This window comes from Brevundimonas sp. 1080 (genome assembly GCF_040545985.1).
Taxonomy (GTDB): domain Bacteria; phylum Pseudomonadota; class Alphaproteobacteria; order Caulobacterales; family Caulobacteraceae; genus Brevundimonas.
Window position 1 is genome coordinate 130,489 of record NZ_JBEPMW010000002.1, and the last position, 24,450, is coordinate 154,938.

General features: G+C 67.6%; 21 protein-coding genes. 5 read left to right on the forward strand and 16 right to left on the reverse strand.

Features of this window, described 5'->3' with window-relative positions; genetic code table 11:
- Positions 1-14 precede the first annotated feature (14 nt).
- The 8 genes from leuD to ABIC32_RS06090 all read right to left on the reverse strand — a co-directional run bounded on the left by leuD (position 15) and on the right by ABIC32_RS06090 (position 8,238).
- A complete protein-coding gene (leuD, locus tag ABIC32_RS06055; RefSeq protein WP_354073137.1) occupies positions 15-602 on the reverse strand; it encodes a 3-isopropylmalate dehydratase small subunit in 588 nt (195 codons plus the stop codon).
- Positions 595-2,007 carry a 3-isopropylmalate dehydratase large subunit gene (leuC, locus tag ABIC32_RS06060; protein ID WP_354073139.1) on the reverse strand — a complete coding sequence of 471 codons (1,413 nt, stop codon included), beginning with the start codon at positions 2,005-2,007 and terminating at the stop codon, positions 595-597. Before leuC ends, leuD begins: the two co-directional genes overlap by 8 nt.
- Positions 2,000-3,250: a 2-isopropylmalate synthase gene (locus tag ABIC32_RS06065; RefSeq protein ID WP_295194541.1), complete on the reverse strand. Its 1,251-nt coding sequence runs from the start codon at positions 3,248-3,250 to the stop codon at positions 2,000-2,002. Before ABIC32_RS06065 ends, leuC begins: the two co-directional genes overlap by 8 nt.
- A complete protein-coding gene (locus ABIC32_RS06070) occupies positions 3,250-3,501 on the reverse strand; it encodes an ACT domain-containing protein (RefSeq protein WP_295194490.1) in 252 nt (83 codons plus the stop codon). The genes ABIC32_RS06065 and ABIC32_RS06070 overlap by 1 nt, the downstream gene beginning before the upstream one ends.
- A 1-nt stretch (position 3,502) precedes the next feature.
- The gene (ilvG, locus tag ABIC32_RS06075) at positions 3,503-5,215 is read right to left on the reverse strand and encodes an acetolactate synthase 2 catalytic subunit (protein ID WP_354073141.1); all 1,713 of its coding nucleotides are present in this window, start codon (positions 5,213-5,215) and stop codon (positions 3,503-3,505) included.
- A 19-nt stretch (positions 5,216-5,234) separates the two neighbouring features.
- Positions 5,235-6,248 (reverse strand): ketol-acid reductoisomerase, encoded by a 1,014-nt coding sequence (ilvC, locus tag ABIC32_RS06080; protein WP_354073143.1) that lies wholly within the window; start codon positions 6,246-6,248, stop codon positions 5,235-5,237.
- Between the two features lie 6 nt (positions 6,249-6,254).
- On the reverse strand, positions 6,255-7,994 hold the full coding sequence (gene ilvD / locus ABIC32_RS06085; RefSeq protein ID WP_354073145.1) for a dihydroxy-acid dehydratase: 1,740 nt from the start codon (positions 7,992-7,994) through the stop codon (positions 6,255-6,257).
- 91 nt (positions 7,995-8,085) lie between these two features.
- Entirely contained in the window at positions 8,086-8,238 is a 153-nt protein-coding gene (locus tag ABIC32_RS06090) for a hypothetical protein (protein WP_156494693.1), read from the reverse strand.
- Between the two features lie 258 nt (positions 8,239-8,496).
- Between ABIC32_RS06090 and gap the strand changes: the two genes are divergently transcribed.
- The 3 genes from gap to fba all read left to right on the forward strand — a co-directional run bounded on the left by gap (position 8,497) and on the right by fba (position 12,095).
- Positions 8,497-9,504 (forward strand): type I glyceraldehyde-3-phosphate dehydrogenase, encoded by a 1,008-nt coding sequence (gap, locus tag ABIC32_RS06095; protein WP_045810439.1) that lies wholly within the window; start codon positions 8,497-8,499, stop codon positions 9,502-9,504.
- Between the two features lie 164 nt (positions 9,505-9,668).
- Positions 9,669-10,865 carry a phosphoglycerate kinase gene (locus ABIC32_RS06100; protein WP_354073148.1) on the forward strand — a complete coding sequence of 399 codons (1,197 nt, stop codon included), beginning with the start codon at positions 9,669-9,671 and terminating at the stop codon, positions 10,863-10,865.
- A gap of 144 nt (positions 10,866-11,009) precedes the next feature.
- Complete coding sequence (gene fba / locus ABIC32_RS06105) at positions 11,010-12,095, forward strand: class II fructose-bisphosphate aldolase (RefSeq protein WP_039244618.1); 1,086 nt, start codon at positions 11,010-11,012, stop codon at positions 12,093-12,095.
- Between the two features lie 9 nt (positions 12,096-12,104).
- Here the strand turns inward: fba and ABIC32_RS06110 are convergent, their stop codons facing one another.
- Positions 12,105-12,728: a DUF2799 domain-containing protein gene (locus ABIC32_RS06110; protein WP_354073150.1), complete on the reverse strand. Its 624-nt coding sequence runs from the start codon at positions 12,726-12,728 to the stop codon at positions 12,105-12,107.
- A 95-nt stretch (positions 12,729-12,823) separates the two neighbouring features.
- Here ABIC32_RS06110 and ABIC32_RS06115 point away from each other — a divergent pair, with 95 nt between their 5' ends.
- Positions 12,824-13,843 (forward strand): RluA family pseudouridine synthase, encoded by a 1,020-nt coding sequence (locus ABIC32_RS06115; protein WP_354073152.1) that lies wholly within the window; start codon positions 12,824-12,826, stop codon positions 13,841-13,843.
- 230 nt (positions 13,844-14,073) lie between these two features.
- Positions 14,074-14,961: an RNA polymerase sigma factor RpoH gene (rpoH, locus tag ABIC32_RS06120; RefSeq protein ID WP_026108409.1), complete on the forward strand. Its 888-nt coding sequence runs from the start codon at positions 14,074-14,076 to the stop codon at positions 14,959-14,961.
- Between the two features lie 44 nt (positions 14,962-15,005).
- Here the strand turns inward: rpoH and ABIC32_RS06125 are convergent, their stop codons facing one another.
- The 7 genes from ABIC32_RS06125 to ABIC32_RS06155 form a co-directional block, all read right to left on the reverse strand.
- Entirely contained in the window at positions 15,006-15,785 is a 780-nt protein-coding gene (locus ABIC32_RS06125) for a response regulator (RefSeq protein WP_184278879.1), read from the reverse strand.
- 139 nt (positions 15,786-15,924) lie between these two features.
- Positions 15,925-17,220: an adenylosuccinate synthase gene (locus ABIC32_RS06130; protein WP_354073155.1), complete on the reverse strand. Its 1,296-nt coding sequence runs from the start codon at positions 17,218-17,220 to the stop codon at positions 15,925-15,927.
- A 75-nt stretch (positions 17,221-17,295) separates the two neighbouring features.
- Positions 17,296-18,456, reverse strand: a complete 1,161-nt coding sequence (locus ABIC32_RS06135) for a phosphoserine transaminase (RefSeq protein WP_354073157.1) — start codon at positions 18,454-18,456, stop codon at positions 17,296-17,298.
- A 46-nt stretch (positions 18,457-18,502) separates the two neighbouring features.
- Entirely contained in the window at positions 18,503-19,429 is a 927-nt protein-coding gene (locus ABIC32_RS06140; protein WP_271042697.1) for a DnaJ C-terminal domain-containing protein, read from the reverse strand.
- Between the two features lie 90 nt (positions 19,430-19,519).
- Positions 19,520-23,206 carry a baseplate multidomain protein megatron gene (locus ABIC32_RS06145; RefSeq protein WP_354073160.1) on the reverse strand — a complete coding sequence of 1,229 codons (3,687 nt, stop codon included), beginning with the start codon at positions 23,204-23,206 and terminating at the stop codon, positions 19,520-19,522.
- On the reverse strand, positions 23,207-23,782 hold the full coding sequence (locus tag ABIC32_RS06150; RefSeq protein WP_354073162.1) for an NlpC/P60 family protein: 576 nt from the start codon (positions 23,780-23,782) through the stop codon (positions 23,207-23,209).
- A gap of 17 nt (positions 23,783-23,799) precedes the next feature.
- The gene (locus tag ABIC32_RS06155) at positions 23,800-24,447 is read right to left on the reverse strand and encodes a phage/gene transfer agent baseplate hub protein (protein WP_354073164.1); all 648 of its coding nucleotides are present in this window, start codon (positions 24,445-24,447) and stop codon (positions 23,800-23,802) included.
- Between the last annotated feature and the right edge of the window lie 3 nt (positions 24,448-24,450).

Below are 24,450 nucleotides of genomic sequence, written 5' to 3' on the forward strand. Positions count from 1 at the left end.
GGTCGCGGCGGTGCTCATCTTACGGTCTCTTTCGATCGCTCGTAGGCTTCGATTTCAGCCATGTTTGCTTGCAGCCAGCCGAGGGTGTCCACCCCGTCCAGCAGGCATTGGCGGGCGAAGGATTCGACCCCGAACGGCACGGGTTCGGCATTGCCGCGCTGGATCTGATTGGCCTGGAGGTCGATCGTGACCGGCTGGTCCGGCTGCGACGCCAGATCGTCCCAAACCGCTTGGCTGACGACGATGGGCAGCAGGCCGTTTTTCAGCGCATTCGATGTAAAAATGTCAGCGATCTCGGTCGAGATCACCGCCCGGAACCCATAGTCCAGCAGCGCCCAGGGCGCATGTTCGCGCGACGAACCGCAGGCGAAGTTCCGGCCCGCCAGCAGGATGCGATGCTCGGCCGGATCGATCCGATTCAGGGCAGCCTCGGGCTTTTCCGAGCCGTCGTCCTCGTAACGCCAGTCATAGAAGGCGGCCTTGCCCAGACCTTCGCGCGTGGTCGTTGTCAGGAAGCGCGCCGGAATGATCTGGTCGGTGTCGATATTGGCCTGGCTCAGGGTCACGGTCTTGGAGGTCAGCACCTGGAAGGGTTCAGACATGCTCGACCTCCTTCAGATAGACGCGCGGATCGGTCAGCACACCGGCGACCGCCGTCGCCGCCGCCGTCGCCGGGCTGGCCAGGATGGTGCGGGCGTCCTTGCCCTGACGCCCTTCGAAATTGCGGTTCGATGTGGATACGGCCAGTTGGCCCGGCGCGACGAAGTCGCCGTTCATGGCGATGCACATCGAACAGCCGGGAATGCGCCATTCGGCCCCGGCGGCGATGAAGACTTCGTGCAGCCCCTCCGCCTCGGCGTCGCGACGCACGGCCTCGGACCCCGGCACCACCAGCATGCGCAGGCCCGGCTTGACCTTACGGCCGCGCAGCACCTCGGCGGCGGCGCGCAGATCGGGCAGGCGCCCGTTGGTGCAGGATCCGATGAAGACCACATCCACCGGCTGGCTGGTCGTCGCCTCCCCGGCCGTGAAACCCATATAGGCGATGGCCTTGCGGTCTGAGTCCGACTGCGGCTGCGGCACGGGCGAGCCGATCGGCGCGCCCGCATCCGGCGTCGTGCCCCAGGTCGCCATGGGTCGGATGGCGGCGCCGTCGAGGGTCACTTCCTTGTCGAAGACCGCGCCTGCATCCGTCGCCAGTTTCAGCCATTCGGCGCTCGCCGCCTCATAGTCTGCGGGGACGTGCTTGCGTCCGCGCAGCCAGTCGATGGTCGTCTGGTCCGGGGCGATCATGCCCGCCCGCGCGCCGGCCTCGATGGACATGTTGCACAGGGTCATGCGCCCTTCCATGTCCAGCGACCGAACCGCCTCGCCGGCGTATTCGATGACATAGCCGGTGCCGCCGCCAAAGCCGATGGCGGCGATGACCGCCAGGGCGACATCCTTGCCCGAGACGCCGGGCTGCAGCTTTCCGTCCACCGTCACCCGCATGGCCTTGGCCTTGCGCTGCAACAGGCACTGGGTCGCCAGCACATGGCCGACCTCGGACGTGCCGATGCCGAAGGCCAGGGCCCCGAAGGCGCCGTGCGTCGCCGTATGGCTGTCGCCGCAGACCACCGTCATGCCCGGCTGGGTCAGACCCAGTTCCGGCCCCATGACATGGACCACGCCGCGATCATCCGAATCCCACCCCGCCAGCGGCACGCCGTGGGCGGCGCAGTTCCGCTCCAGCGTGTGGACCTGGGCCTCGGCCTGGGCCGTGACGTAGGGTTTCAGCCCGTTCAAACCCGCCGGCAGGGTCGGAGTCGAATGGTCTAGGGTCGCATAGGTCCGGTCGGGACGGCGCACCTTCAACCCGCGCGCCTCGATCTCGCTGAAGGCTTGGGGGCTGGTGACTTCGTGGACCAGATGCAGGTCGATATAAAGCACGCCCGGCGTGTCGGCCGTTTCCGACCGCACGACGTGGGCGTCCCACACCTTGTCGAACAGGGTCTTGGGATCAGGCATATTGGGCCACGATCTCGGACACGCCGTCGACGCGGTCGATGATGGCGATCAGTTCGGCGTCATTGATCTCGCCGATCTGATCCGCGCGCGACTTGAAGCCGGCGACCACCGCCGCCAGACGCTCGCCCTCGATGGGACGGCCGATGGTCTCGGCGCGCTTGGCGATGGCGTGACGGCCCGAATGCTTGCCCAGCACGAACCAGCTGCCCTCGAACCCGACGTCCTGGGGACGCATGATCTCATAGGTGCGGCTGTCGGCCAGCATGCCATGCTGGTGGATTCCCGCCTCGTGGGCGAAGGCGTTGATACCCACCACCGACTTGTTTCGAGCAATGACCGTCTCGGTGATCTCGCACAGGATCTTGGAGGCGCGCACCAGATGACGGCTGTCGGCGCCGGTCGTGACGCCATAGCGGTCCTCGCGGACCTTCAGCGCCATGATGACCTCTTCGATCGAGCAGTTGCCGGCCCGCTCGCCGATGCCGTTGATCGCGCCCTCGATCTGACGCGCGCCGCCTTCGACGGCGGCCAGGGAGTTGGCGACCGCCATGCCCAGGTCGTCGTGGCAGTGGGCCGAGAAGATCACGTGCGGATGCCGCTTCTTGATCCGTGCGGCCAGGGCGCGATAGGTTTCGCGCACCTCTTCCGGGGTCGCATAGCCGACGGTGTCGGGCACGTTCAGGGTGCGCGCGCCGGCGTCGGCGGCGGCCTCCAGCACATCGGCCAGAAACTCCGGCTCGGTGCGGAAGGCGTCCTCGGCCGAGAATTCGACATCGTCGAACAGGCTGCGGGCGTATTCCACCGACCGCACGGCCGTCGACAGCACCTCATTGGTGGACATCTTCAGCTTGGCGGAACGGTGGATCGGGCTGGTGCCGATGAAGGTGTGGCACCGACGGTGCGACTTCGGCGCCGGCGCCAGGGCGCGGAAGGTGGCGTCGATGTCCTTCTCGTTGGCGCGCGACAGGGAGCAGAAGATCGGGCCCTCGACCTCGCCCGCCACGCGGCGGATGCAGTCCTCGTCGCCGGGCGAGGCGGCGGCGAAGCCGGCCTCGATGACGTCGACGCCCAGGTCCCGCAGAACCTGGGCCATCTTCACCTTGGCCTGGGCGGACATCGAGAAGCCCGGAGCCTGTTCCCCGTCGCGCATCGTCGTGTCGAAGACGATGACGCGGTTGGGATCGGCGGCGATCTCCTCTGTGCGGGATACGCCCGATACGCGTACGCTTTCGGGGGTAATCATCACGCGGCCTCGGATTGAATAATGTCGTGGCTGATGCGGCGCACGCCGAACAGCCGGTCGATCTGGCGACCCAGGTTGTCCATGCAGCGGCCCGCGTCGCGGCCGCGCACAGTCAGGGCGATGCGGCGGAAGGCGCCCTCGTCCGCCAGGGCCATGCCGTCGATGTGGAAGCCGCGGCGCTCCACCAGACCGATGAGACGCTGAAGCGAACCGTCCGCACGGTCGATCTGGATGTGGATCGTGTTGCTCATCTCAGGAGCCCTCCATCATTTCAGCGTTGTTCTTGCCCGGCGGAACCAGCGGCCAGACATTGTCTCGGGGGTCGATGACCACATGGGCCAGGCAGGGACCGTCGGCAGCCAGCAGGCGCTGGATGCCGTCAGACACCTGATCGCGGCGATCGATGCGGAAGGCCTCGATGCCGAAGGCTTCGGCGACCTTCACGAAGTCCGGGTTGTCGGACAGGTCGATCTCGGAATAGTTCTCGGCGAAGAACAGCTCCTGCCACTGGCGCACCAGGCCCAGCGAGGAGTTGTCGATCAGCACGATCTTCAGCGGGATGCCGTAACGCTTCAGCGTCGCCAGCTCCTGGATATTCATCATGAAGCCGCCGTCGCCGGCGATCGTGACGACCGTCGCCGAAGGATCGGCCAGCTTCGCCCCGATGCCGGCGGGCAAACCAAAGCCCATCGCGCCCAGACCGCCCGAGGTGATGTGGGCTTCCGGCTTGGCGAAGCGGCAGTGCATGGCCGCCCACATCTGATGCTGGCCCACGTCGCAGGCGGCGACGAAGTCATCGCCCGCCGCTTCCGAGATTTCCTTCAGCAGGGCGGGCGCATAGACCCCCTCGCCCGGCGCATCATAGCGGTGAACGCCCGCTTTGGCCGCACCGGCGCAGTCGTCGGCCCAGGCCTGAATGTCCAGCGCCGCGCCCGACCGCATCCGCGCCGTCAGCGCCTCAATGCCTTCGCGCAGCTCGCCGACGACGGCGACATTGGCGCTGCGCAGTTTGCCGACTTCCGAGGCGTCGATGTCGAAATGGACGATCCTGGCGTTGGGCGCGAACTCGGCCAACTTGCCTGTCGCGCGGTCGTCGAACCGGGCGCCGACGACGATCAGCAGATCGCTGTCCTGCACCGCATGGTTGGCGGCGCGCGTGCCGTGCATGCCCAGCATGCCCAGCATGCCCGGCGCATCGGTCGGGATGGTGCCCAGAGCATTCAGCGTCGAAACTTGAGGGATGCCAGTGGCGGCGACGAAGGCGCGCAGGGCCTCGGTCGCGCCGCCGATCTTCACCCCGCCGCCGATATAGACCAGCGGCTTCCTGGCGGCGCGGATCGCAGCCTCCGCGGCGGCGATGGCGTCGTAATCGACGCGGGGCGTCTCGTTGGGAATGGAGAAACCGTAGTCGTCGCCGGTCGTCTCGAACTGCACGTCCTTGGGCAGGTCGACCAGAACCGGGCCGGGGCGACCCGAGGCGGCGATATGGAAGGCTTCCTCGATCGCGGCAGGCACCTCGGCGGCCGAGCGGACCAGGATCGAATGTTTCACGATGGGCAGGGTGACGCCCAGGATGTCGATTTCCTGAAAGGCGTCGGTGCCCATCAGGCCTTGGGCGACATTGCCGGTGATGCAGACGATCGGCACCGAATCCATCATCGCATTGGCGATGCCGGTGACCAGGTTGGTGGCGCCAGGGCCGGAGGTGGCCATGCAGACGCCGACCTTGCCGCTCTTCCTGGCATAGGCATCGGCCGAGAAGGCCGCGCCCTGCTCATGGCGGACTAGGATGTGCATCAGCTTGGAGCCAGCCAGGGCGTCATAGACTGGCATGATGGCGCCGCCCGGATAGCCGAACACCACCTCCACCCCCAGCCGCTCCAGGGTGGAGACCAGCAGACGCGCGCCCGACTGGGGAGCGGTCTCGGCTGAGGGTTTGAAGGCGGCGGCGGTCATCAGGGTCATCCGGTCGTTCAGGCGGCGATCAGGCCGCTTCGGCCTTGGGCGTGTTCAGCCAGGCCATGCGTTCGCGCAAACGCGCGCCGACCTGTTCGATCTGGCTCTCGCGGTCCGCCTTCAGCCAGGCCTCGTATTGCGGCTTGCCGGCCTCGTTCTCGGCGATCCAGTTGCGCGCAAAGGTGCCGTCCTGAATCTCGTCCAGAATGGTCTTCATGCGGGCCTTGGTCTCTTCGGTCACGACGCGCGGGCCGCTGGCGACGGCGCCGTATTTGGCCGTCTCGGAGATGAAGTGGTGCATCTTCGAAATGCCGCCTTCGTAGAACAGGTCCACGATCAGTTTCAGCTCGTGCAGGCATTCGAAATAGGCGATCTCGGGCTGGTAGCCGGCCTCGACCAGGGTGTTGAAGCCCTGCATGACCAACTCCTTGGCGCCGCCGCACAGGACGGCCTGTTCGCCGAACAGATCGGTCTCGGTCTCTTCTCTGAAGGTGGTCTCCAGCAGGCCGCCGGTCGCGCCGCCGTTGCCCTTGGCGTAGCCCATGGCCCGGTCGCGCGCCTTGCCGGTCGCGTCCTTCTCGACGGCGAACAGGCTGGGCACGCCGCGGCCGCGCTGGAACTCGCGGCGGACCAGATCGCCCGGTCCCTTGGGCGCGACCAGGATCACGTCCATGTCCTCGCGCGGGGTGATGCGCTCGTAGATGATCGAAAAGCCGTGGGCGAACAGCAGGGCCGAGCCCTCCTTGGCGTTCGGCTCGATGATGTCGCGATAGACGTCGCCCTGAACCATGTCGGGGGTCAGAATGGCGATGATGTCGGCGCCCTTGACGGCCTCGGCCGGCTCGGCGGTCGGCACGCCGTCGGCGGTGGCGTGTTTCCAGCCCGTGCCGCCGTGACGGACGCCGGCGACCACGTCGTGGCCGCTGTCCTTCAGGTTCTGCGCATGGGCGCGGCCCTGCGAGCCATAGCCGATGATGGCGATGCGCTGGCCGGCGATGGCGCCCGGCTTGATGTCTTCGTTGGTGTAGATGGTGATGGCCATGGTGGGTCAGGCGTCCTGAGCAGCAGCGGTTTTGTGAGACGCCGGGACTTGGGCCGGCGGCGGGTTGGGGATGGTGACGGCGCCCTGGGCGGCCGAGGCGACCGAGGCGCGGTATTTGGCGAAGACACCTCGCGCCGGGCGGACTACGTGGGGCGTAAAGCCCGCCCGGCGCGTCGCCAGATCGACGTTGACGTCGATGCGGCGGTTGGTGACGTCGATGGTGATGCAGTCACCATCGCGAATGAGAGCGATCGGACCGCCGACGGCGGCTTCCGGCGAGACGTGTCCGGCGACGAAGCCGTAGCTGGCGCCCGAGAACCGGCCGTCGGTCAGCAGCGCGACATTGTCGATCCTGCGACCCTTCAGGGCGGCGGTGACCTGCAGCATCTCGCGCATGCCCGGACCGCCCTTGGGCCCTTCGTAGCGGATGATGATCACGTCGCCCTCGCCGACCGATCCGTCCTGAACGGCGTGGAAGGCGTCTTCCTCGCTGTCGAAGACGCAGGCCGGACCCTCGAACGTATCGACCTTGTGACCCGTCAGCTTGATGACCGCGCCTTCGGGGGCGACATCACCATAGATGACGGCGAAGCTGCCGCGATCCATCACAGGGGCGTCAAACGTCGTGACAACCACTTGGCCGGGGGTCTCCTCGGCCTCGGCGGCCTCGGCGAACAGGCTGCGGCCGGTGACGGTGGGGGTGTTCACGATCTTGCCCGCCTCGGCCATCCGCTGGGTCACCAGACGGGTGCCGCCGGCGGCGAACAGGTGCGAGGCCAGAAAGCGGCCGCCCGGCTTCAGGTCGCAGATGACCGGCGCCTCGACGCAAGCCTGGTGGCAGTCCTCAACGCCGAACTCGACCCCGGCCTCCGCCGCGATGGCCGTCAGGTGCATGACCGCATTGGTCGACCCGCCCGAGGCCGAGACGGCGACGGCGGCGTTCTTCAGGCTGGCGCGGGTGATGTATTTGCGGGCCGTGTCGCCCGAGAAGACGCGCTCGACGATCAGGCGACCGCAGCGCTCGCCCTCGGCGGCCTTGTTCGGATCGACGGCGGGCACGTCGTTGGCGCCCATCGGCGAGATGCCCATGACCGACAGGGCCATGGCCATGGTGTTGGCCGTGAACTGACCGCCGCAGGCCCCGGCACCGGGGCAGACCGCCGTCTCGACCGCCTTCAGACCGGCGTCGTCCAAGGCGCCGGCCGAATGGGCGCCGATGGCCTCGAACACTTCTTGGACCGAGACCTCCTTGGTCCCGATCACGCCGGGCATGATGGTGCCGCCGTAATAGACCAGGCCGGCGATATCCATACGCGCCAGGGCCATGGCCGCCGCCGGGATCGTCTTGTCGCAGCCGACGATGCAGACCACGCCGTCCAGCTGATGGCCTTCGATGGCCAGTTCGATCGAGTCGGCGACGACCTCGCGGCTGATCAGCGAGGCCTTCATGCCCGCCGTGCCCATCGAGATGCCGTCGGTGACGACGATGGTGTTGAAATCGACCGGATAGCCGCCCGCCGCGATGATGCCGGCGCGCACGTCCTTGGCCAGTCGGTCCAGATGCATGTTGCACGGCGTGACCGTCGACCAGGTGTTGACGATGCCGATCATCGGCTTGTCGAAGTCGGCGTCCTGCATGCCGGCGGCGCGCAGATAAGAGCGGGCGGCCGCCCGGTTCGGGCCAGCCGTCACCGCCGCGCTGCGCGCATTGGGCTTTCTGGGCTGGGAGGTAGAATTTTGCGTCATCGGTCCGGTTCGTTTCGAACCGCCGCGCACTAAAAACCCCGCTTCCTTTCGGAGGCGGGGTGGTGCGAGGCGATCCTGAGTGTGTCTAAGGTCAGGTCGCGTGCATCCACGCCGCTTGCGTAAGCAGGCCGAGAAGTACGAGGGTAATAAGGAATACGGGGCTTTCCAGGCCGACCGGCGCGCGAACAGCTGCGACCGCCTTGGCGGTGCGTCCCTTCGTCATGTCGCGCGTCATCGTGGCCACGGGTGGCTCCCTGTTCTGACGCCAAGAAACCATAGCCGCTGGAGTCGCACAACCCCTGTCGCAATAATTTTGCGCGACGAAAGCAAAACGATCGAAAGAAGGGTGTTTCTTGCCGCCGCTACATTTGGGCGGCCGACGAAGCGTAACCGTCCATCACATCATGTTACGCGCACGGGGTTGAAACCCGTCCGCGACCGCTCCATTGAGACGCCAACCTATATGTAGCGCACAACACCCTACCGTTCAGAGGAGCTTCCCATGACCGTTCGCGTCGCCATCAATGGTTTCGGCCGCATTGGCCGTCTGGTCCTTCGCTCGATCATCGAGCACGGCCGCACGGACATCGAGGTGGTGGCGATCAACGATCTGGGTCCGGTCGAGACCAACGCCCACCTGTTCCGTTACGATTCGGTCCACGGACGCTTCCCCGGCACGGTGACCTCGGGCGAGGACTGGATCGACGTCGGCACCGGCAAGATCAAGGTCACGGCCGAGCGCGATCCCGCCAATCTGCCGCACGCCGAGCTGAAGGTGGACATCGCCTTCGAATGCACCGGCATCTTCACCTCCAAGGACAAGGCCAGCGCCCACCTGAAGGCCGGCGCCAAGCGCGTCCTGGTTTCGGCGCCCGCCGACAACGCCGACAAGACCATCGTCTACAAGGTCAACCACGAAACCCTGACCGCCGACGACATCGTCGTGTCGAACGGCTCGTGCACCACCAACGCCCTGGCCCCCGTCGCCAAGGTGCTGAACGACCTGTTCGGCATCGAGCGGGGCTATATGACGACCATCCACTCCTACACCGGGGACCAGCCGACGCTCGATACGATGCATAAGGACCTGTACCGCGCCCGCGCCGCGGCCCTGTCCATGATCCCGACCTCGACCGGCGCCGCCAAGGCGCTGGGCCTGGTCCTGCCGGAGCTTAAGGGCAAGCTGGATGGCTCTTCGATCCGCGTCCCGACGCCTAACGTCTCGGTCGTCGATCTTAAGGTCGTCGCCGGTCGCGAGGTCACGGTCGAAGAGATCAACGCGGCGCTTCAGGCCGCCGCCGACGGTCCGATGAAGGGCGTCCTGTTCACGACGACCGACCCGCTGGTTTCGCACGACCTGAACCACATCGCGGCCTCTTCCACCGCCGCCCTGCCCCAGACCCAGGTCGTCGACGGCAAGCTGGCCCGCGTGTTGAGCTGGTATGATAACGAGTGGGGCTTCGCGACGCGCATGAGCGACACCGCGCTGCAGATGGCGAAGTTCCTGTAGGATCGCAAAAGTCTCCTCCCCACACCGGGGGGAGGGGGACCACGAAGTGGTGGAGGGGCTCTTTCCATCGCACCGAACTTGGGGCCAAAGCCCCTCCGTCACGGCGCAAGCGCGCCGCGCCACCTCCCCATCGCTTTGCGACAGGGAGGAGACAGGAAACGATCATGACCTTCCGCACTCTCGACGACGCCAATGATCTCGCCGGCAAGACGGCTCTGGTCCGCGTGGACTTCAACGTCCCGATGGAGGGCGGCAAGGTCACGGACGACACCCGTCTGCGGGTCGCCCTGCCGACGATCCAGCGCCTGCGCGACGCGGGAGCCAAGGTCGCCCTGCTGGCCCATTTCGACCGCCCCAAGGGCCAGCGCGTTCCGTCGATGAGCCTGAAACCCGTCGTCCAGCCGCTGGAAGAACTGCTCGGCGCCCCCGTCCGCTTCGCCGACGACTGTATTGGTCCCGACGCAGTCGAGGCCATTCGCGATCTTGACGCCGGCGGCGTGGTCCTGATGGAAAACGTGCGCTTCCACGCGGCGGAAGAGGCCAATGATCCGGTCTTCGCCCAGAAGCTGGCGGATCTCGGCGATCTCTACGTCAACGACGCCTTCTCGGCCGCCCACCGCGCCCACGCCTCGACGGAAGGCGTCGCCCACCACATCCCCGCCTATGCTGGCGAATCCATGCGCCGCGAACTCGATGCGCTCGAGGCGGCGCTCGGCAATCCGCAGAAGCCCGTGGTCGGCATCGTCGGCGGCTCCAAGGTCTCGACCAAGCTGGACCTGCTGAAGAACCTGGTCGGCAAGCTGGACACGCTGGCCATCGGCGGCGGCATGGCCAACACCTTCCTTTATGCGCAAGGGATCGATATCGGCGGCTCGCTGGCCGAGAAGGATATGGCGGACACGGCGCGCGAGATCCTGGCGGAAGCCGAGGCGAAGGGCTGCGACATCCTGCTGCCCGTCGATGTCGTGGTGGCGACCGAGGTCAAGCCCGGCGCCGACGCCCGCACCGTCAAGACAGGCGAAGCCCTCTCGACTGAAGACAAGATCCTGGACGCCGGCCCCGACACCGTCGCGCGCCTGAACGCCGCCATCGACGCGTCCAAGACCCTGATCTGGAACGGTCCGCTGGGCGTGTTCGAGGTCCCGCCCTTCGACGCCGCCACGGTCGCGGCCGCCAAGCACGTCGCCGATCGCACCCAGGCCGGCGCCCTGATCGCGGTGGCGGGCGGCGGCGACACGGTTGCGGCCGTCGGCCATGCGGGCGTCGCGGCGGACCTGACCTTCGTCTCCACAGCCGGCGGCGCCTTCCTGGAATGGATGGAGGGCAAGCCTCTGCCCGGCGTCGAGGCCCTGCGCGCCTGAAGGCTCAGCGATGCAGGCGGATCACGCCTGCATCCTGTCTTCGAAATCGGCGTTGAAACGGCTGTAACACGGCGTGACTTCACGCTGTCCGGCGTCTAATCTCTCGCCCAACCAAAAAGACTATTCTGCTCAGGAGACTACCCCATGGCGCGCATCACGCTGCGACAGCTGCTCGACCACGCGGCAGAGAACGATTACGGCCTGCCCGCCTACAACATCAACAATATGGAACAGGGTCTGGCGATCATGGAGGCGGCCCACGAGGTCAACGCCCCCGTCATCATCCAGGCCTCGCGCGGCGCCCGGAACTACGCCAACGACATCGTTCTGGCCAAACTGATCGACGCCCTGGCCGAGCTCTATCCGCACATCCCAGTCTGCATGCACCAGGACCACGGCAACGGCCCAGCCACCTGCGCCACTGCCATCCAGTACGGCTTCACCAGCGTGATGATGGACGGCTCGCTGGAGGAGGACGCCAAGACCCCCGCCTCCTACGAGTACAACGTCGATGTCACCCGTCGCGTCACCGAAATGGCCCACGCCTGCGGCGTCTCGGTCGAGGGTGAACTGGGCGTGCTGGGTTCGCTGGAGACCGGCATGGGAGAGGCCGAGGACGGCCACGGTTTCGAGGGCAAGCTGGATCACTCGCAACTGCTGACCGACCCGGATCAGGCCGTCGATTTCGTCGCCGCCACCAAGGTCGACGCCCTCGCCATCGCCATGGGCACCAGCCACGGCGCCTACAAGTTCACGCGTCAGCCGGACGGTGAAGTCCTGGCCATGAACGTGATCGAGGAAATCCACCGCCGCCTGCCCAACACTCACCTGGTGATGCACGGCTCGTCGTCGGTGCCGCAGGATCTGCAGGACATCATCAACCAATATGGCGGTGAAATGCCCCAGACCTGGGGCGTGCCGGTCGAGGAAATCCAGCGCGGCATCAAACACGGCGTGCGCAAGGTCAACATCGACACCGACAACCGCATGGCCATCACCGGTGCCATCCGCAAAGCCCTGATGGAAAAACCGGGCGAGTTCGACCCGCGCTACTATCTGAAGCCCGCCAAGGAGGCGATGAAGAAGCTCTGCATGGAGCGCTACCAGCAGTTCGGCTGCGAGGGTCAGGCGTCCAAGATCCGCCCGCTGTCCACCGCCCAGATGGCCAAACGCTACGCCTCGGGCGACCTCGATCCGTCCTTCCGCGGCGCCGCCGTCAAGGCCGCCTAGGACCGTCGTCTAGACCGGGTGACGGCCGCTCAGTTCGCGCCGCACCCGGCGAACGTCCCATTCCGCCTGATCCAGCGCGTCGCGTGCCTCTCTAGCATTGCGACGCGCATCGCGGATTTCGCCTCTGACCTCTTGAATGCGGTCACGAATGCGCTCCCGCTCTTCGTCCGTCAGGCCTTCGCCGCGCAGTTCGCGTTCCTTGGCTTCCAGCTTGTCTTCGCGGTTCTCAATCCGGGCCTCTGCGCTGTTCAAGGCGCTTTCCGCCGTCTCGTAGGCGTCCTCGACCTCATGCAGCAGGCGGCCGTCACGATAGGCCGGCAGAAACGCCTGCTCCTCCTCCGGCCGACAGACGCCATAATAGGTATTGCCCGCCCGCCCCTCCTCCCAGCCGCGCTGCAAGGTGCAATAGGTCCGCAAGCCATCCTCACGCGCCGAGCCATAGGCGGCTGAATTGGGTGCGATCTGAAACTTGGCGCAGGCTTTGGCGTGGTCGTCCAGCCGCGTCATCGGATAGCCCGACGCCCCGTCCGCATAGCCCTTCTCGCCCCAGGCCCCGGCCAGGCATTCGTCCTTGCTCATGGTCGTGCAGCTGCTCAGCAGCGCCGCCGCGGCGAACGCTCCCCCAGCGATCATCAACCGCTTCATCGGATGTCCCCTACGCCCCCAAGCTTGACTATCGCCTCACCCGCGCCCCTCGCGCAAGCGACCGGTCGTGCTAGGGAGACGACGTGTCCGCCCAAGATCTGATCGACGAAGACGAAGACCCCGCGACCGGCGACCCCGCCGAGGTGCTGGAGGCCCGCATCGACGCGGCCGGAGTTCGCCTGGACAAGGCCCTGGCCGGCGCCTTCCCCACCCTGTCGCGCGCCCGGCTCCAAGCCCTGCTGGCCGAAGGCGCCGTCAGTCGCGATGGCGCGGTCCTGACCAGCGGTTCCGCCAAGGCCCAACCCGGCCTGTACGCCGTCGCCCTGCCGCCCGTCGCGCCGGCCACGCCCCAGCCTCAGGCCATCCCCCTGATCGTCCTCTACGAGGACGCCGACCTCATCGTCATCGACAAACCTGCGGGCATGGCCGCCCACCCCGCGCCTGGCACGCCGGACGGCACCCTGGTCAATGCCCTTCTAGCCCATTGCGGCGACAGCCTCTCGGGCATCGGCGGCGTCGCCCGCCCCGGCGTCGTTCACCGACTGGACAAGGACACCTCCGGCGTCATGGTCGCCGCCAAGACCGACCGCGCCCACACCGGCCTCTCCGCCCTGTTCGCTGCGCACGACATCGAGCGGACCTACATCGCCCTGACGCGCGGCGCGCCGTCGCCCGCGATCGGCCGCATCCACAGCCGCATCGGCCGCTCCACCGGCGACCGCAAGAAAATGGCGGTCCTCAAGGCCGGCGGTCGCGAGGCCATCACCGACTATGTCGTTCAGGCGACCTTCGGCGAGCCCGCGAAAGCTGGGGGTGCCCCCATGGCCGCGCGCGTCGCCTGCACGCTTCACACCGGCCGCACCCATCAGATCCGCGTCCACCTGTCGTCCAAGGGCGCGCCGATCCTCGGCGACGCGACCTACGGCTCAGGCAGTCCAGCCATTCCCGTTCGCACCGCCATCGCAGAAGCGGCCCTCGAGCGTCAGGCCCTCCACGCCGCCGTCCTGGGCTTTGTCCATCCTGTCACGGGCGAGGCGCTTCGCTTCGAGACCGCGCCGCCGTACGACATGCAGCGTCTCGAAACACGGCTCGCCGAACTCTGAACAGCCGCCCGTGTAGGCAGGTCTTGAATAGCAACTGACAAAGTTCTATATAGGACGTCGATCGGCGCGAGTGGCACCAGGGCCTCGGTCACGTTTTCGTGTGACGATCCGCCTCTAAAAATGGCGGCAACCCATCGCTACTTCACCGGTTGAGGGGTGAGACGTCGGCGCACACACCGTGGCCGATGACGAAGAGCCCGCTCGTTCAAGACGGTCGGAGGGACCTGTATATGGCTGCCAATAGTACGCTCGCGGTGATGTCGCCTGAACAAGGCCTGTCGCGCTATCTGACGGAAATCCGCAAATTTCCGATGCTGACCAAGGATGAGGAGTTCATGCTCGCCAAGCGTTGGTCTGAGCACCAGGACCCCGAAGCCGCCCACCGTCTCGTCACCTCGCACCTTCGTCTCGTGGCCAAGATCGCCATGGGGTATCGCGGCTACGGCCTGCCGATCGGCGAAGTGATTTCCGAGGGTAACGTCGGCCTGATGCAGGCCGTCAAGAAATTCGACGCCGATAAGGGCTTCCGCCTGGCGACCTACGCCATGTGGTGGATCCGCGCCTCGATCCAGGAATACATCCTGCGCAGTTGGTCGCTTGTGAAGATGGGCACCACCGCGGCGCAGAAGAAGTTGTTCTTCAACCTGCGCAAGGCCAAGAGCCAGATCTCGGCCTTCGAGGAAGGCGATCTGCATCCTGAACACCTCGCCGCCATCGCCACCAAACTGGGCGTGACGGAGGAAGAGGTCACCAACATGAACCGCCGTCTCGGCGGCGACGCCTCGCTGAACGCCCCTTTGCGCGCCGACGGCGAAAGCGAGTGGCAGGACTGGCTGGCCGACGACACGGCCGTGTCTCAGGAAACCCAACTCGCCGACGACGAGGAAAAGGGCATCCGCATGAGCCTCCTGCAAGAGGCCATGGAAGAGCTGACCGACCGTGAGAAGCACATCCTCACGGAACGTCGCCTCAAGGACGATCCGGTCACGCTGGAAGAACTCGCCGGCCAGTATGGCGTCTCGCGCGAGCGCGTGCGTCAGATCGAGGTCCGCGCCTTCGAGAAGCTGCAAAAGGCCATGCGCGCCGCCGCCGAAGAGCGGAACCTGGTCGACGCGTGAGCAACTCGGTCCGCTGCGCCTTCAACGGCGCGGCGGACCATTCATCACGACGCGCGCGCCACCGGCGCCGCTTCATTGGCCGCTCTCGCAGCCGTCACCACCGTGCCGATTGGCTGGGCCAGTCCCGCCTTCGTCACCTGACCGCTGGCCACATAGGCCTGCAATGTCGCCACAGCCATCGCCAGTCGGGCGTCAGCCGTCTTGATGGCCAGACCGTTCAGCGTCTCGGCCTGCTGGCGAATGGCGCGCGTCGCCTGCGACGGATCCTGCTCAAACTGCGACATGGCCGAAACCAGGATTCGCGACGCCTGATCGCGGATTTCGGCAGGGCCGCCTCCAGCCGCGCCATCGCTGCGGCGCTTGCGAGCGCCTGAATATTCACCTGAGTTGAACCGGCGACGATCCGGCCCGACGTAGCCGACGGCCTCGATCCAGGGTCGCGGCTTCAACGTCACATTCTCGACCCGCTTGAACAGGTCGCCCGTCGTGAACGGCTTTCTCAGGAACTCGTGGATGCCGGCGTCGCGCGCGCCCTTGATCGCCGCAGCAGTCGCCTCGCCCGTCACCATGATGATCGGCGACATGCGGCACGACATGCTGGAGCGCCGAATGCGCCGCGCCAGCGTCTCGCCGTTCAGCTTGTCTCCGGACCGTTCTGTGAAGATCACGCCTGGCTCGACGTCGCGCAGCAACTCCAGCGCCCGCTCCTCGTCGCCCTCGGAATAGACCTCGCGCGCACCCATGCCCTTGACGATGTCCGTCAGCAGTCGCGCCGACGACAGATTGGCGTCCACGATGACCACCCGACGAAGCGAAGGCTCCATGCGGCTTATGGTTCTGGCGTTTGCGGCGAACACATCAGACTCCGAAGTTGGAGCCATTATCCTTACCGCCCACGGGTTAAGACCTGTTGAATAGGTCTTTCTGCGTAGTCCACCGCCTCACGCCGCCCCCTCCAGGGCCTCAGCCCTGGAACGGATCGCGCATCAGAATGGTGTCGTCGCGCTCGGGGCTGGTCGACAGCAGCGCCACCGGCGCGCCGATCAACTCCTCGATCCGGCGCACATATTTGATGGCGTTGGCGTTGATGTCCTTGAAACTGCGAACCCCGGCGGTGCTTTCGCTCCAGCCTTCCAGCTCCTCGAACACCGGCTCGGCCGCGCCCTGGGCCTTCAGGCTCGACGGCAGATAGTCCAGCACCTCGCCATCGACCTTGTAGCCGACACAAATCTTCAACGTCTTCAACCCGTCCAGCACGTCCAGCTTGGTCAGGGCGATCCCGTCGATGCCGTTGATCGCCACGGACTGGCGCACCAGCACGGCGTCGAACCAGCCGCAGCGGCGGGCGCGGCCGGTGTTCACCCCGACCTCGCGGCCAACGGTCGCCAGATGCTCGCCGACCTCATCATCCAGTTCGCAGGCGAAGGGGCCCTCTCCGACGCGCGTGGTATAGGCCTTCACGATGCCCAGCACATAACCGACGCCGCGCGGACCGATGCCCGAACCCGCCGCCGCCTGGCCGGCCACCGTGTTGGAGCTGGTGACATAGGGATAGGTGCCGTGATCCACGTCCAGGAAGGCGCCCTGCGCCCCTTCAAACAGCACGCGCTTGCCGTCCTTCTGCGCCTGATCCAGCACACGCCAGGCCGGTTTCACATAGGGCAGGATCTTCGGCGCGATCTCCAACAGAGACGCCAGCAGCGCATCGGGATCGATCGGCTCCAGCCCCAGACCGGCGCGAAGCGGATCGTGGTGCGAGCGCAGCCGATCGATCTTGACCTTCAGATCGTCTTCATTGGCCAGATCGCAGACCCGAATGGCGCGACGCCCCACCTTGTCTTCATAGGCCGGACCGATGCCCCGCCCGGTCGTGCCGATCTTGGCGCCCGGCGCGCTGGCCGCCGCCTCGCGCGCCACGTCTAGCGCAGGGTGGATGGGCAGGATCAGACAGGCGTTGTCCGCAATGGTCAGGATCTCAGGGCTGATCGCCACGCCCTGGGCGGCGATCTTCTCGATCTCGCCGACCAGATGCCAGGGATCGACGACCACGCCGTTGCCGATGATCGACGGCTTGCCCTGCACGACGCCCGAAGGCAGCAGCGCCAGCTTGTAGACCTTGCCGTCCACGACCAGCGTATGGCCCGCGTTGTGACCACCCTGGAACCGCACGACCATGTCGGCGCGGTTGGACAGCCAGTCCACGATCTTGCCCTTGCCCTCGTCGCCCCACTGGGCGCCGACCACCGCTACGTTCGCCAAAACCGTCTCTCCGCACTGGAATGCGGGCGCAGCCTATAGCGAGGGAATCGTCTTATGTCGTCCCGTCAGGCGGATTTATCCGACTTCGCCGACCGCTGTCTCGAACGCCCATTCCAGCCAGGGCAACGCCGCGATCACATCGGCCGTCTCGACCGTGCAGCCGCACCATAGCCGCAGGCCAGGCGGCGCATTGCGGTGCGGCTCCATATCGAACACGGCCGCTTCGCCTTCCAGCAGGGCCTTGAACCGCATGACGAAGGCCTTTTGCGCCTTGTCGTCCAACGCGGCGATCCGCGCATCGGTGAACTTCAGGCAGACCGAGGTCGTCGATCGTATCTCCGGCCGATCCGGCAGGAAGGCGATCCAGTCTGTCCGCTCCATCCATTGCGCCAACGCGCCGTAGTTGGCGTCGGTCCGCCGGATCAATTCGCTCAATCCGCCGATGTCCTTGGCCCAGCCCAGGGCGTCGATCCAGTCTTCGATTGTCAGGATCGAGAAGGTATTGATCGCCACCCCGTCCGCCAGCGCCCGATCGAACCGTCCCTCTCCGTCGGTCAGCCGCAACAGCTTGGGAATTGCCCGATCCGGTCGGAACGTGTCCAGCCGCTCGACCGCGCGCGGCGACAGCACCATCACCCCGATGCCCGCCTCGCCGCCCAGCGCCTTCTGGAAGCTGAAGGTCACGACATCCAGCTTGTCGAACGGCAGCGGCATGGCGAAGGCGGCGGAGGTTGCGTCGCAGATCGCCAGCCCCTCGCGATCGTCGGCGATCCAGTCGGCGTCCGGCACGCGCACCCCCGAGGTCGTGCCGTTCCACGGGAAGACCACATCCTTGGACCAATCCGCCTGGCTCAGGTCCGGCAGCTCGCCCCACGGCGCCGTCAGAGCCTCGGGCTCCAGCCCCAGATGATCCTTCACGTCCGCCAGCCAGGTGAGGCCGAAATTCTCGAACGCTGCGACCTGCACCGGCCGCGCACCCAACATCCCCCACAGCGCCGCCTCGACCGCGCCTGTGTCGGAACCCGGCGTATAGAGCATCACATGGCTGTCGGGCACTTCCAGCACTTCGCGCGTCAGCCGAAGGCCATGCGCGAACCGCTCCACCACCTCTGGCGCGCGAATACCGCGTCCCAGCAAATCGGACGGCAATCCGCCCAGCGCATAGCCCAGCCGCTTCGCCGTCGGCCCTGCCGAAAACCACGGCCGCGCCGGCTTCACATCAGGCTTCGTGCTCATGCTCTTTTCCTTTGGCGCAACCGCGCTTCACGCGGCTTGAGCGCGCTCACCGCCCCGGCGTATAGGGCCGCTTGGCCCGCCAATCCTCGGCAAACTGGGTCAGTTCGGCGTCCGGCGCATCCGGCAGCGTCACCATTACCCGCGCCAGCAGATCGCCGCGCCTGCCTTGCGCAAACGCGCCGCGCCCCTTCAGCCTCAGCACCTTGCCCGAGTTCGATCCGGCCGGCAGCGTCATCTGCACCACGCCCTCCGGCGTCGGCACTCGCACCTTGGCGCCCAGCACCGCGTCCGGCACCGACACCGGCAGATCCATCGTCAGGTCCGCCCCGTCGCGCTTGTAGATCGGATGCGGTTCGATCCTCAGTTCGATCAGGGCGTCGCCGTTCTCGGCCCCACGCCCCGGCGATCCCTGGCCGCGCAGACGGATCGTCTGGCCTTCCGACGCGCCCTTGGGAATGGTCACGTCCAGGGTGCGGCCGTCCGAGAACTGGATCCGCCGCGTCGCCCCGGCGATGGCGTCTTCCAGACTGATGTCCAGCGTCGCCTTCACGTCCTGGCCGCGCGAGGTGAAGTCCCGCGCGCCGCGCTGACGCCCGGCCCCGCCGAACATGCCGAACAGGTCGTCCAGATCAACGCCTTCGAAGTTGGCGCGGCCGCCCGGCCCGCCGCCTTGTCCGAAGGGATTGCCGCCCTGGCCGAACGGGCTGCCGCCGGCGCGACCGCCCCCGCCGAAGCCGCGATACTGTTCGTTGCCGTCGCCGTCGATCTGGCCCGCGTCGTATTTGGCGCGCTTTTCCTTGTCGCCCAGGATGTCGAAGGCCGCCGTCACCCGCTTGAACTTGTCCTCGGTGATCTTGTCGCCGGGGTTCTTGTCGGGATGCAGCTCCTTTGCGAGCTTGCGATACGCCTTCTTGACCTCGTCCGCGCTCGCGCCCTTCGAAACGCCCAGTTCCTTGTAGGGGTCGCCTGCCACGTCCGTTGTCGCTCCAGCTGAAAAAGGTCGAGAGGCCGTCAGTTAAGCCATGCCCCGCCCCGCGCAAAGGGCTGGACCCGCCCTATTTCGTCAGACCCGCCGGATTTCCGCATCCACCTCTGCTTCTGAGCCCCACCCAAACCCCTCGCCCCACTGCGCCACGGCGATCCGCGCCGTCAATGTGACGCCTTCTGGGAAGTCCCCCGCAGTATATGATGCCGACACGCCCTCGACCTCCATCGTCCTCACCACGATCTCCCCATCCAGTATGCGCAGCCGGAACCGCATCGGATCGACCGTTGTCGGTTCCCCATCCCAGCCGTCGCCGAACAGCCGCACGCGCGGCGTCCATCGGATCGCCAGACCCTCGGCCGACGTCTCGACCGTCAGGCCAGACGGCGACCACGGCCGATCATGCACGCCCCTTGCCACGAACAGAGCTTCGCTGAACCCCGCACCGCCCGGCGCCGCGCCAGCCGGTCCCGCCCGACAGACCAGCGGCAGTCCTCGCTCGCCCCGCCCGATCTCCGCGCGCGCCAGCCGGTCGTCCAGAAACACCACGACCGCCCCCGCCCCGGCGCCCGCCCGCATCTCCACCTCGGTTCCCTGCTGCCCGCGCAACAGACCCGTCAGCCGCCACGTCCCAGGCCCGACCAGCGCCGCCGACCGATACTGCACGATCTCCCAGCCTACAGCGGTCTCGACCGCCAGCACATTGCCGCCGCCCAGCACCGCCGCCTCGACCGCGCTTTCCGGCGCCTCGCCCTCGACCCGCACCACCACCGCGTTCGCCTCGTCCCAGCGGTGCCGCACGCCCGGCCCCAGCGCGTCGACCAGCACCCCGACCGTCGCCGGCGTCTCGACATCACCCCTCGCCGTCAGGGTCTCTGCGGTCGGCCCCGCATGCAGCCGCATCGTCCGCCAAGGCTCCGCCGCCACGGCGATCAAGGGCCGCGCGTCCGCCTCGCTCCCGATCAAGGGCGGCAGGTCCAACACTTTCAGGAACGGCGCCCCGATCACCGCCGGCGTGTCGCCCCCGCGCCAGACGCCGTCATCCTCGACTGCCCGCCGGGCCGTCACCGGCTCCAGCACTGCCGACGGCGTCTCGTCCGACGCGACCCGCATCACCCGCCAGTCGTCCGATCGACCCTCCAGCCGCACCCCGTCCCCCGGTTCCAGTTGCAAGGCTTCCAGCGGCCCCAGCGCCAGCGTTCTCGCCTCCACGCTCTCGCCGTCCAACGCCCGCTGCGCCGCCGCCGTCGCCAGTCCGCCGCCGCACACAAGCGGCAAGTCCAGATCGACCCCGCCTGCCGTCGCCGCCGCATCGTCAGACCGCACGACCACCGCCCCGGTCTGATAGTCCGCCGTCTCGTCGATGAACCGCACCCGCGCCTCGCCCGCCCTGGGCTCCAGCGTCCGCGTCGCCGTCTCCGCCGCCCTGCCATCGGGCAGAGCCAGTGCCTCGCCCGCGATCTCGACCACCGTCTCCACCCGCCCCAGCACGGCGACCTTCCCGTCCCGCTCGGCCGCCACGGCGTCGAACGTCGCCAGCAAGGGCTCCAGCGCATCGCGCGTCCGCATCGGCCGGTCGATGACATAGCCGGCCGCCGCGCCCCCGACACCCTCGATCGCCACCTCGTCCGGCGACAACCCGCCTCGCGCCAGCACCGCCTCGATCAGATCGCGCCCGTCGCCGGCCAGCCGTCCGTTCAGCCAATGCCCGGCGCGCCACGCCCCGGCGTCGGCCCAGACATCACCCCGCGCGGGAAACGCCGGATAGGGCCGCGCGTCCCAGCACCAGGCGTCCGCCGCCTCCAGCATCCGCCCGCCATAGACTGCGGACACCGGATTGTTCTCAGCCGTCGCATAATGCCCCAGCACCGCCTCCAGCGCCGCCCGCTGCACGGCATCGTCGCGCGCGCCGGTCGATCCCGGCGGCAGGCGGCTCTCGCTGCTCTTCGCATCCTGAAACAGGTTCGGCGCATTGCCGCCCCGGTCCACCGCCGCGCAGCCGAACTCCGACAGCCGCACCGGCTTCATCCCCGGAATCCAGGCCGTCGATACAGCGCTCCGCACCCCGCCCGGTCGGTCATGGTGCCGGTTCGACCACCAGCCTTTCAGGTCCTTGGGCCGAAATACCCAGTCCTCGCCATGCGCCCCGTCGACGATGGGCGTTCTCACCTGCCCCGCCCGATCCGCCTCGCTGGCGTAGAACCAGTCGAACCCGTCGCCGCCCGCGACGCCCGCCGCCAGATAGGCCGGGTCCGCCGCGCTGCCGAAGGTCGCCGCATCTACCCCGCCGTCGCCCGCCTTCCAGTCCGTCAGGGGCGGGTACCAGTCGATCGACACATGATCGATGTTCGCATCGGCCCACAGCGGATCCAGATGGAACACCACCTCCCCGCCTGTCTGCCGCCCGAAATATTCGCTCCAGTCCGCCGCATAGGATAGTTTCACGCTCGGCCCAACCACCGCCCGACACTCCGCCGCCAGCGTCCGCAACTGATCGACCGCCGGAAAGCCCCCGGCCGCATCCCGCGTCCAGGTCACGCCCCGCATCTCCGACCCAATCAACAGGCCGTCCGCCCCAGCATCCGCCGCGATCCGGGCATAGTGCAGCGCCATCCGCCGCAAGCCCCAGTCGTCCGGCCCGCCGAACAAGGCCGCGATCTCCGCCGTCGCCCCGGCTCCGTCCACGCCCGCCACCCGTCCACGCCACGGATAGGCGAGGCAGTCCATGAAGACGAACGGATACAGGGTCACCTCAAGCCCCCGCGCCTTCAGCTCGCGGATCGCCTGACGCACGCTGTCGTCCGAAGGCGTCCCGCCATAGGCCGGCGCCCCATCGACCTGACTGACCTGATAGGCCTCATCGCGCGCGACGCCCGCCACGGACCAGACCAGCGGTTCGGTCGGCTTCTCGCGCCGCTCCACGCCCGGCCGCACCCGACAATGCCCGGCCCTCAGGTCGCTGCCGAACCACCCCGCCACCAGACTGACCCGCTTCAGGTTCGGCAGTTGCGCCTGAAGTTGATCCAGCGACACGACCAGGTCGGCCCGGCCCTCCCCATTGTGCACATTCTCCGCCGTCGTTCGCGTCAGTCCCTCGCGGCGCACCACCGCCTCGGTCGCCAGGGCGAACTCCCCCGCGCCGGGGATCAGACACACGCCTTCCAGCAGGTCCTCCAGCCGCGTCGTCTGTCCTCGCGGTCGCCGGAACACCTCGAAACTCAACTGCGGAACCCGATCCCCGAACGGCCCCAGCGGCAGGTCCTCGAACACCACATAGGCCGTCCCGCGATACGCCGGCGCATCCCCCTCGACCGCCTCGATCAGCGGGTCCGCCGTCTGGTCCTCGCCCCCGCGATGCACCCGCATCACCACGCCGGTCATGTCCATCAGCCGCCCGTCGGCCCAGACCCGCCCGACCCCGTCGATCTCGCCCTCGCAAAGCGCCACGGCGAAGCTCAGCGAATGGACATAGTCGACTGTCTTCGGACCGCCCTTGCCCGCACGGCCCTTGGTCTTGCCTTCCAGGAACCGCGCCGCCCAGATCACCTGACCCGTCACCCGCGCCCGCCCGAACACACAGGCCATCGGCGCCCCTTCCGCCGTGCCCTGGACCTTCAGTGTCTCCAGCCTGGGCCCCACCTGCCGCGCCGGACCCAGCGCGCCCACCACGCGATTGTCGATCGCCCGCCCAAGGGTCGCGCCGATCACCCGCCCGACCGGCCCGCCGACCGACTGCCCGACCGCGCTCAAAACGACTTGCGCCATCTACGCCTCCAAAAATCCTCCCCCGTTCACGGGGGAGGGGGACCACGAAGTGGTGGAGGGGGCGGACGCACCTCCGGCCTCTGATCCTGCTTCACCAAGACTCGTAGGACTTTCGCCCCCTCCACCACGCTGCGCGCGGTCCCCCTCCCCCGCTTCGCGGTGGAGGACAGGGAACCGGAACACGGCCGCCAGCCGTCTTCGCCACCACACGCCCATCCAGCTCTCGACCACCGCCCGTCCCCAATAGGCGTGGATCATCCTCGGCTCCGGCCCGCCGACGTCGCTCAGGATGGCGCAATGCTTCACCGCCGCCCCCGGCGACATGCGAAACAGCAACACATCCCCCGACCGCATCTGATCGACCGCAACCGGCCGCATCCACCGCCCCGCCGCCTCCAGCAGCGTCTCGCGCCCGCCGACTTCGGCCCAGTCGACCGAATAGGCCGGCAAGACCTCGGGCTCCTCGCCCACCACCTCGCGCCACACCCCGCGCACCAGTCCCAGACAGTCCGCGCCCACACCCTTCACGCTGGCCTGATGCCGATAGGGCGTGCCGAGCCAGGACCGGGCGGACATCACCACCGCGCTCCCGCTCACCGGCGGCTCCCGCCGTCGTTGCGCGCACTTCCGGCCGGATAGGCCGTCAGGAAGTCGTCCCCCGGCACATCCGGAAATCCGCGAAAGTTCGCCCCATTCCCGAACGTCCCGACACAGGTCGCCCACCGCTTGTCGCAGACCCGCCCCGCCGCCTCCGCGACCCCGCACCTCTGGTCCCCCAACCGCGCATCGCACGTCCGCCCATAGGTCCGCCCGACCACCCGCTCGAGCTTGGCCAGTGGTCCCTCAAGCTCGGCGACGAAACCATCCCCCTGACGTCTGATCCGCACCAGCGCTCCCGCCCACAGCCGCACCTTCAGATCCGGCCGCATCCAGTCCAGGCGCCACAGTTCGACCGTCGCCGCATCCAACAGACCCGCCGCCACATCCGCTTCCGTGATCGCCGCGTCGTCCAGCACGCCCGCCGCCGAAACCGACCCCGCCGCCAGCCCGACCGCGCTCTCGCCCGCCCCCGCCGTCCAGCCGCTCGCCGCCCGACAGACGACGCCGGCCACCACCAGGTCCCGGTCGTGATCGGTGAACCCCATCACCACGCCGTCGGCCCGCTGCAACCGCCAGACATGGCACAGCGTCGCCGCCCCGCTCTCGATGCGGGCGGCCATTTCATTCGGTATGTCGCGCATGGC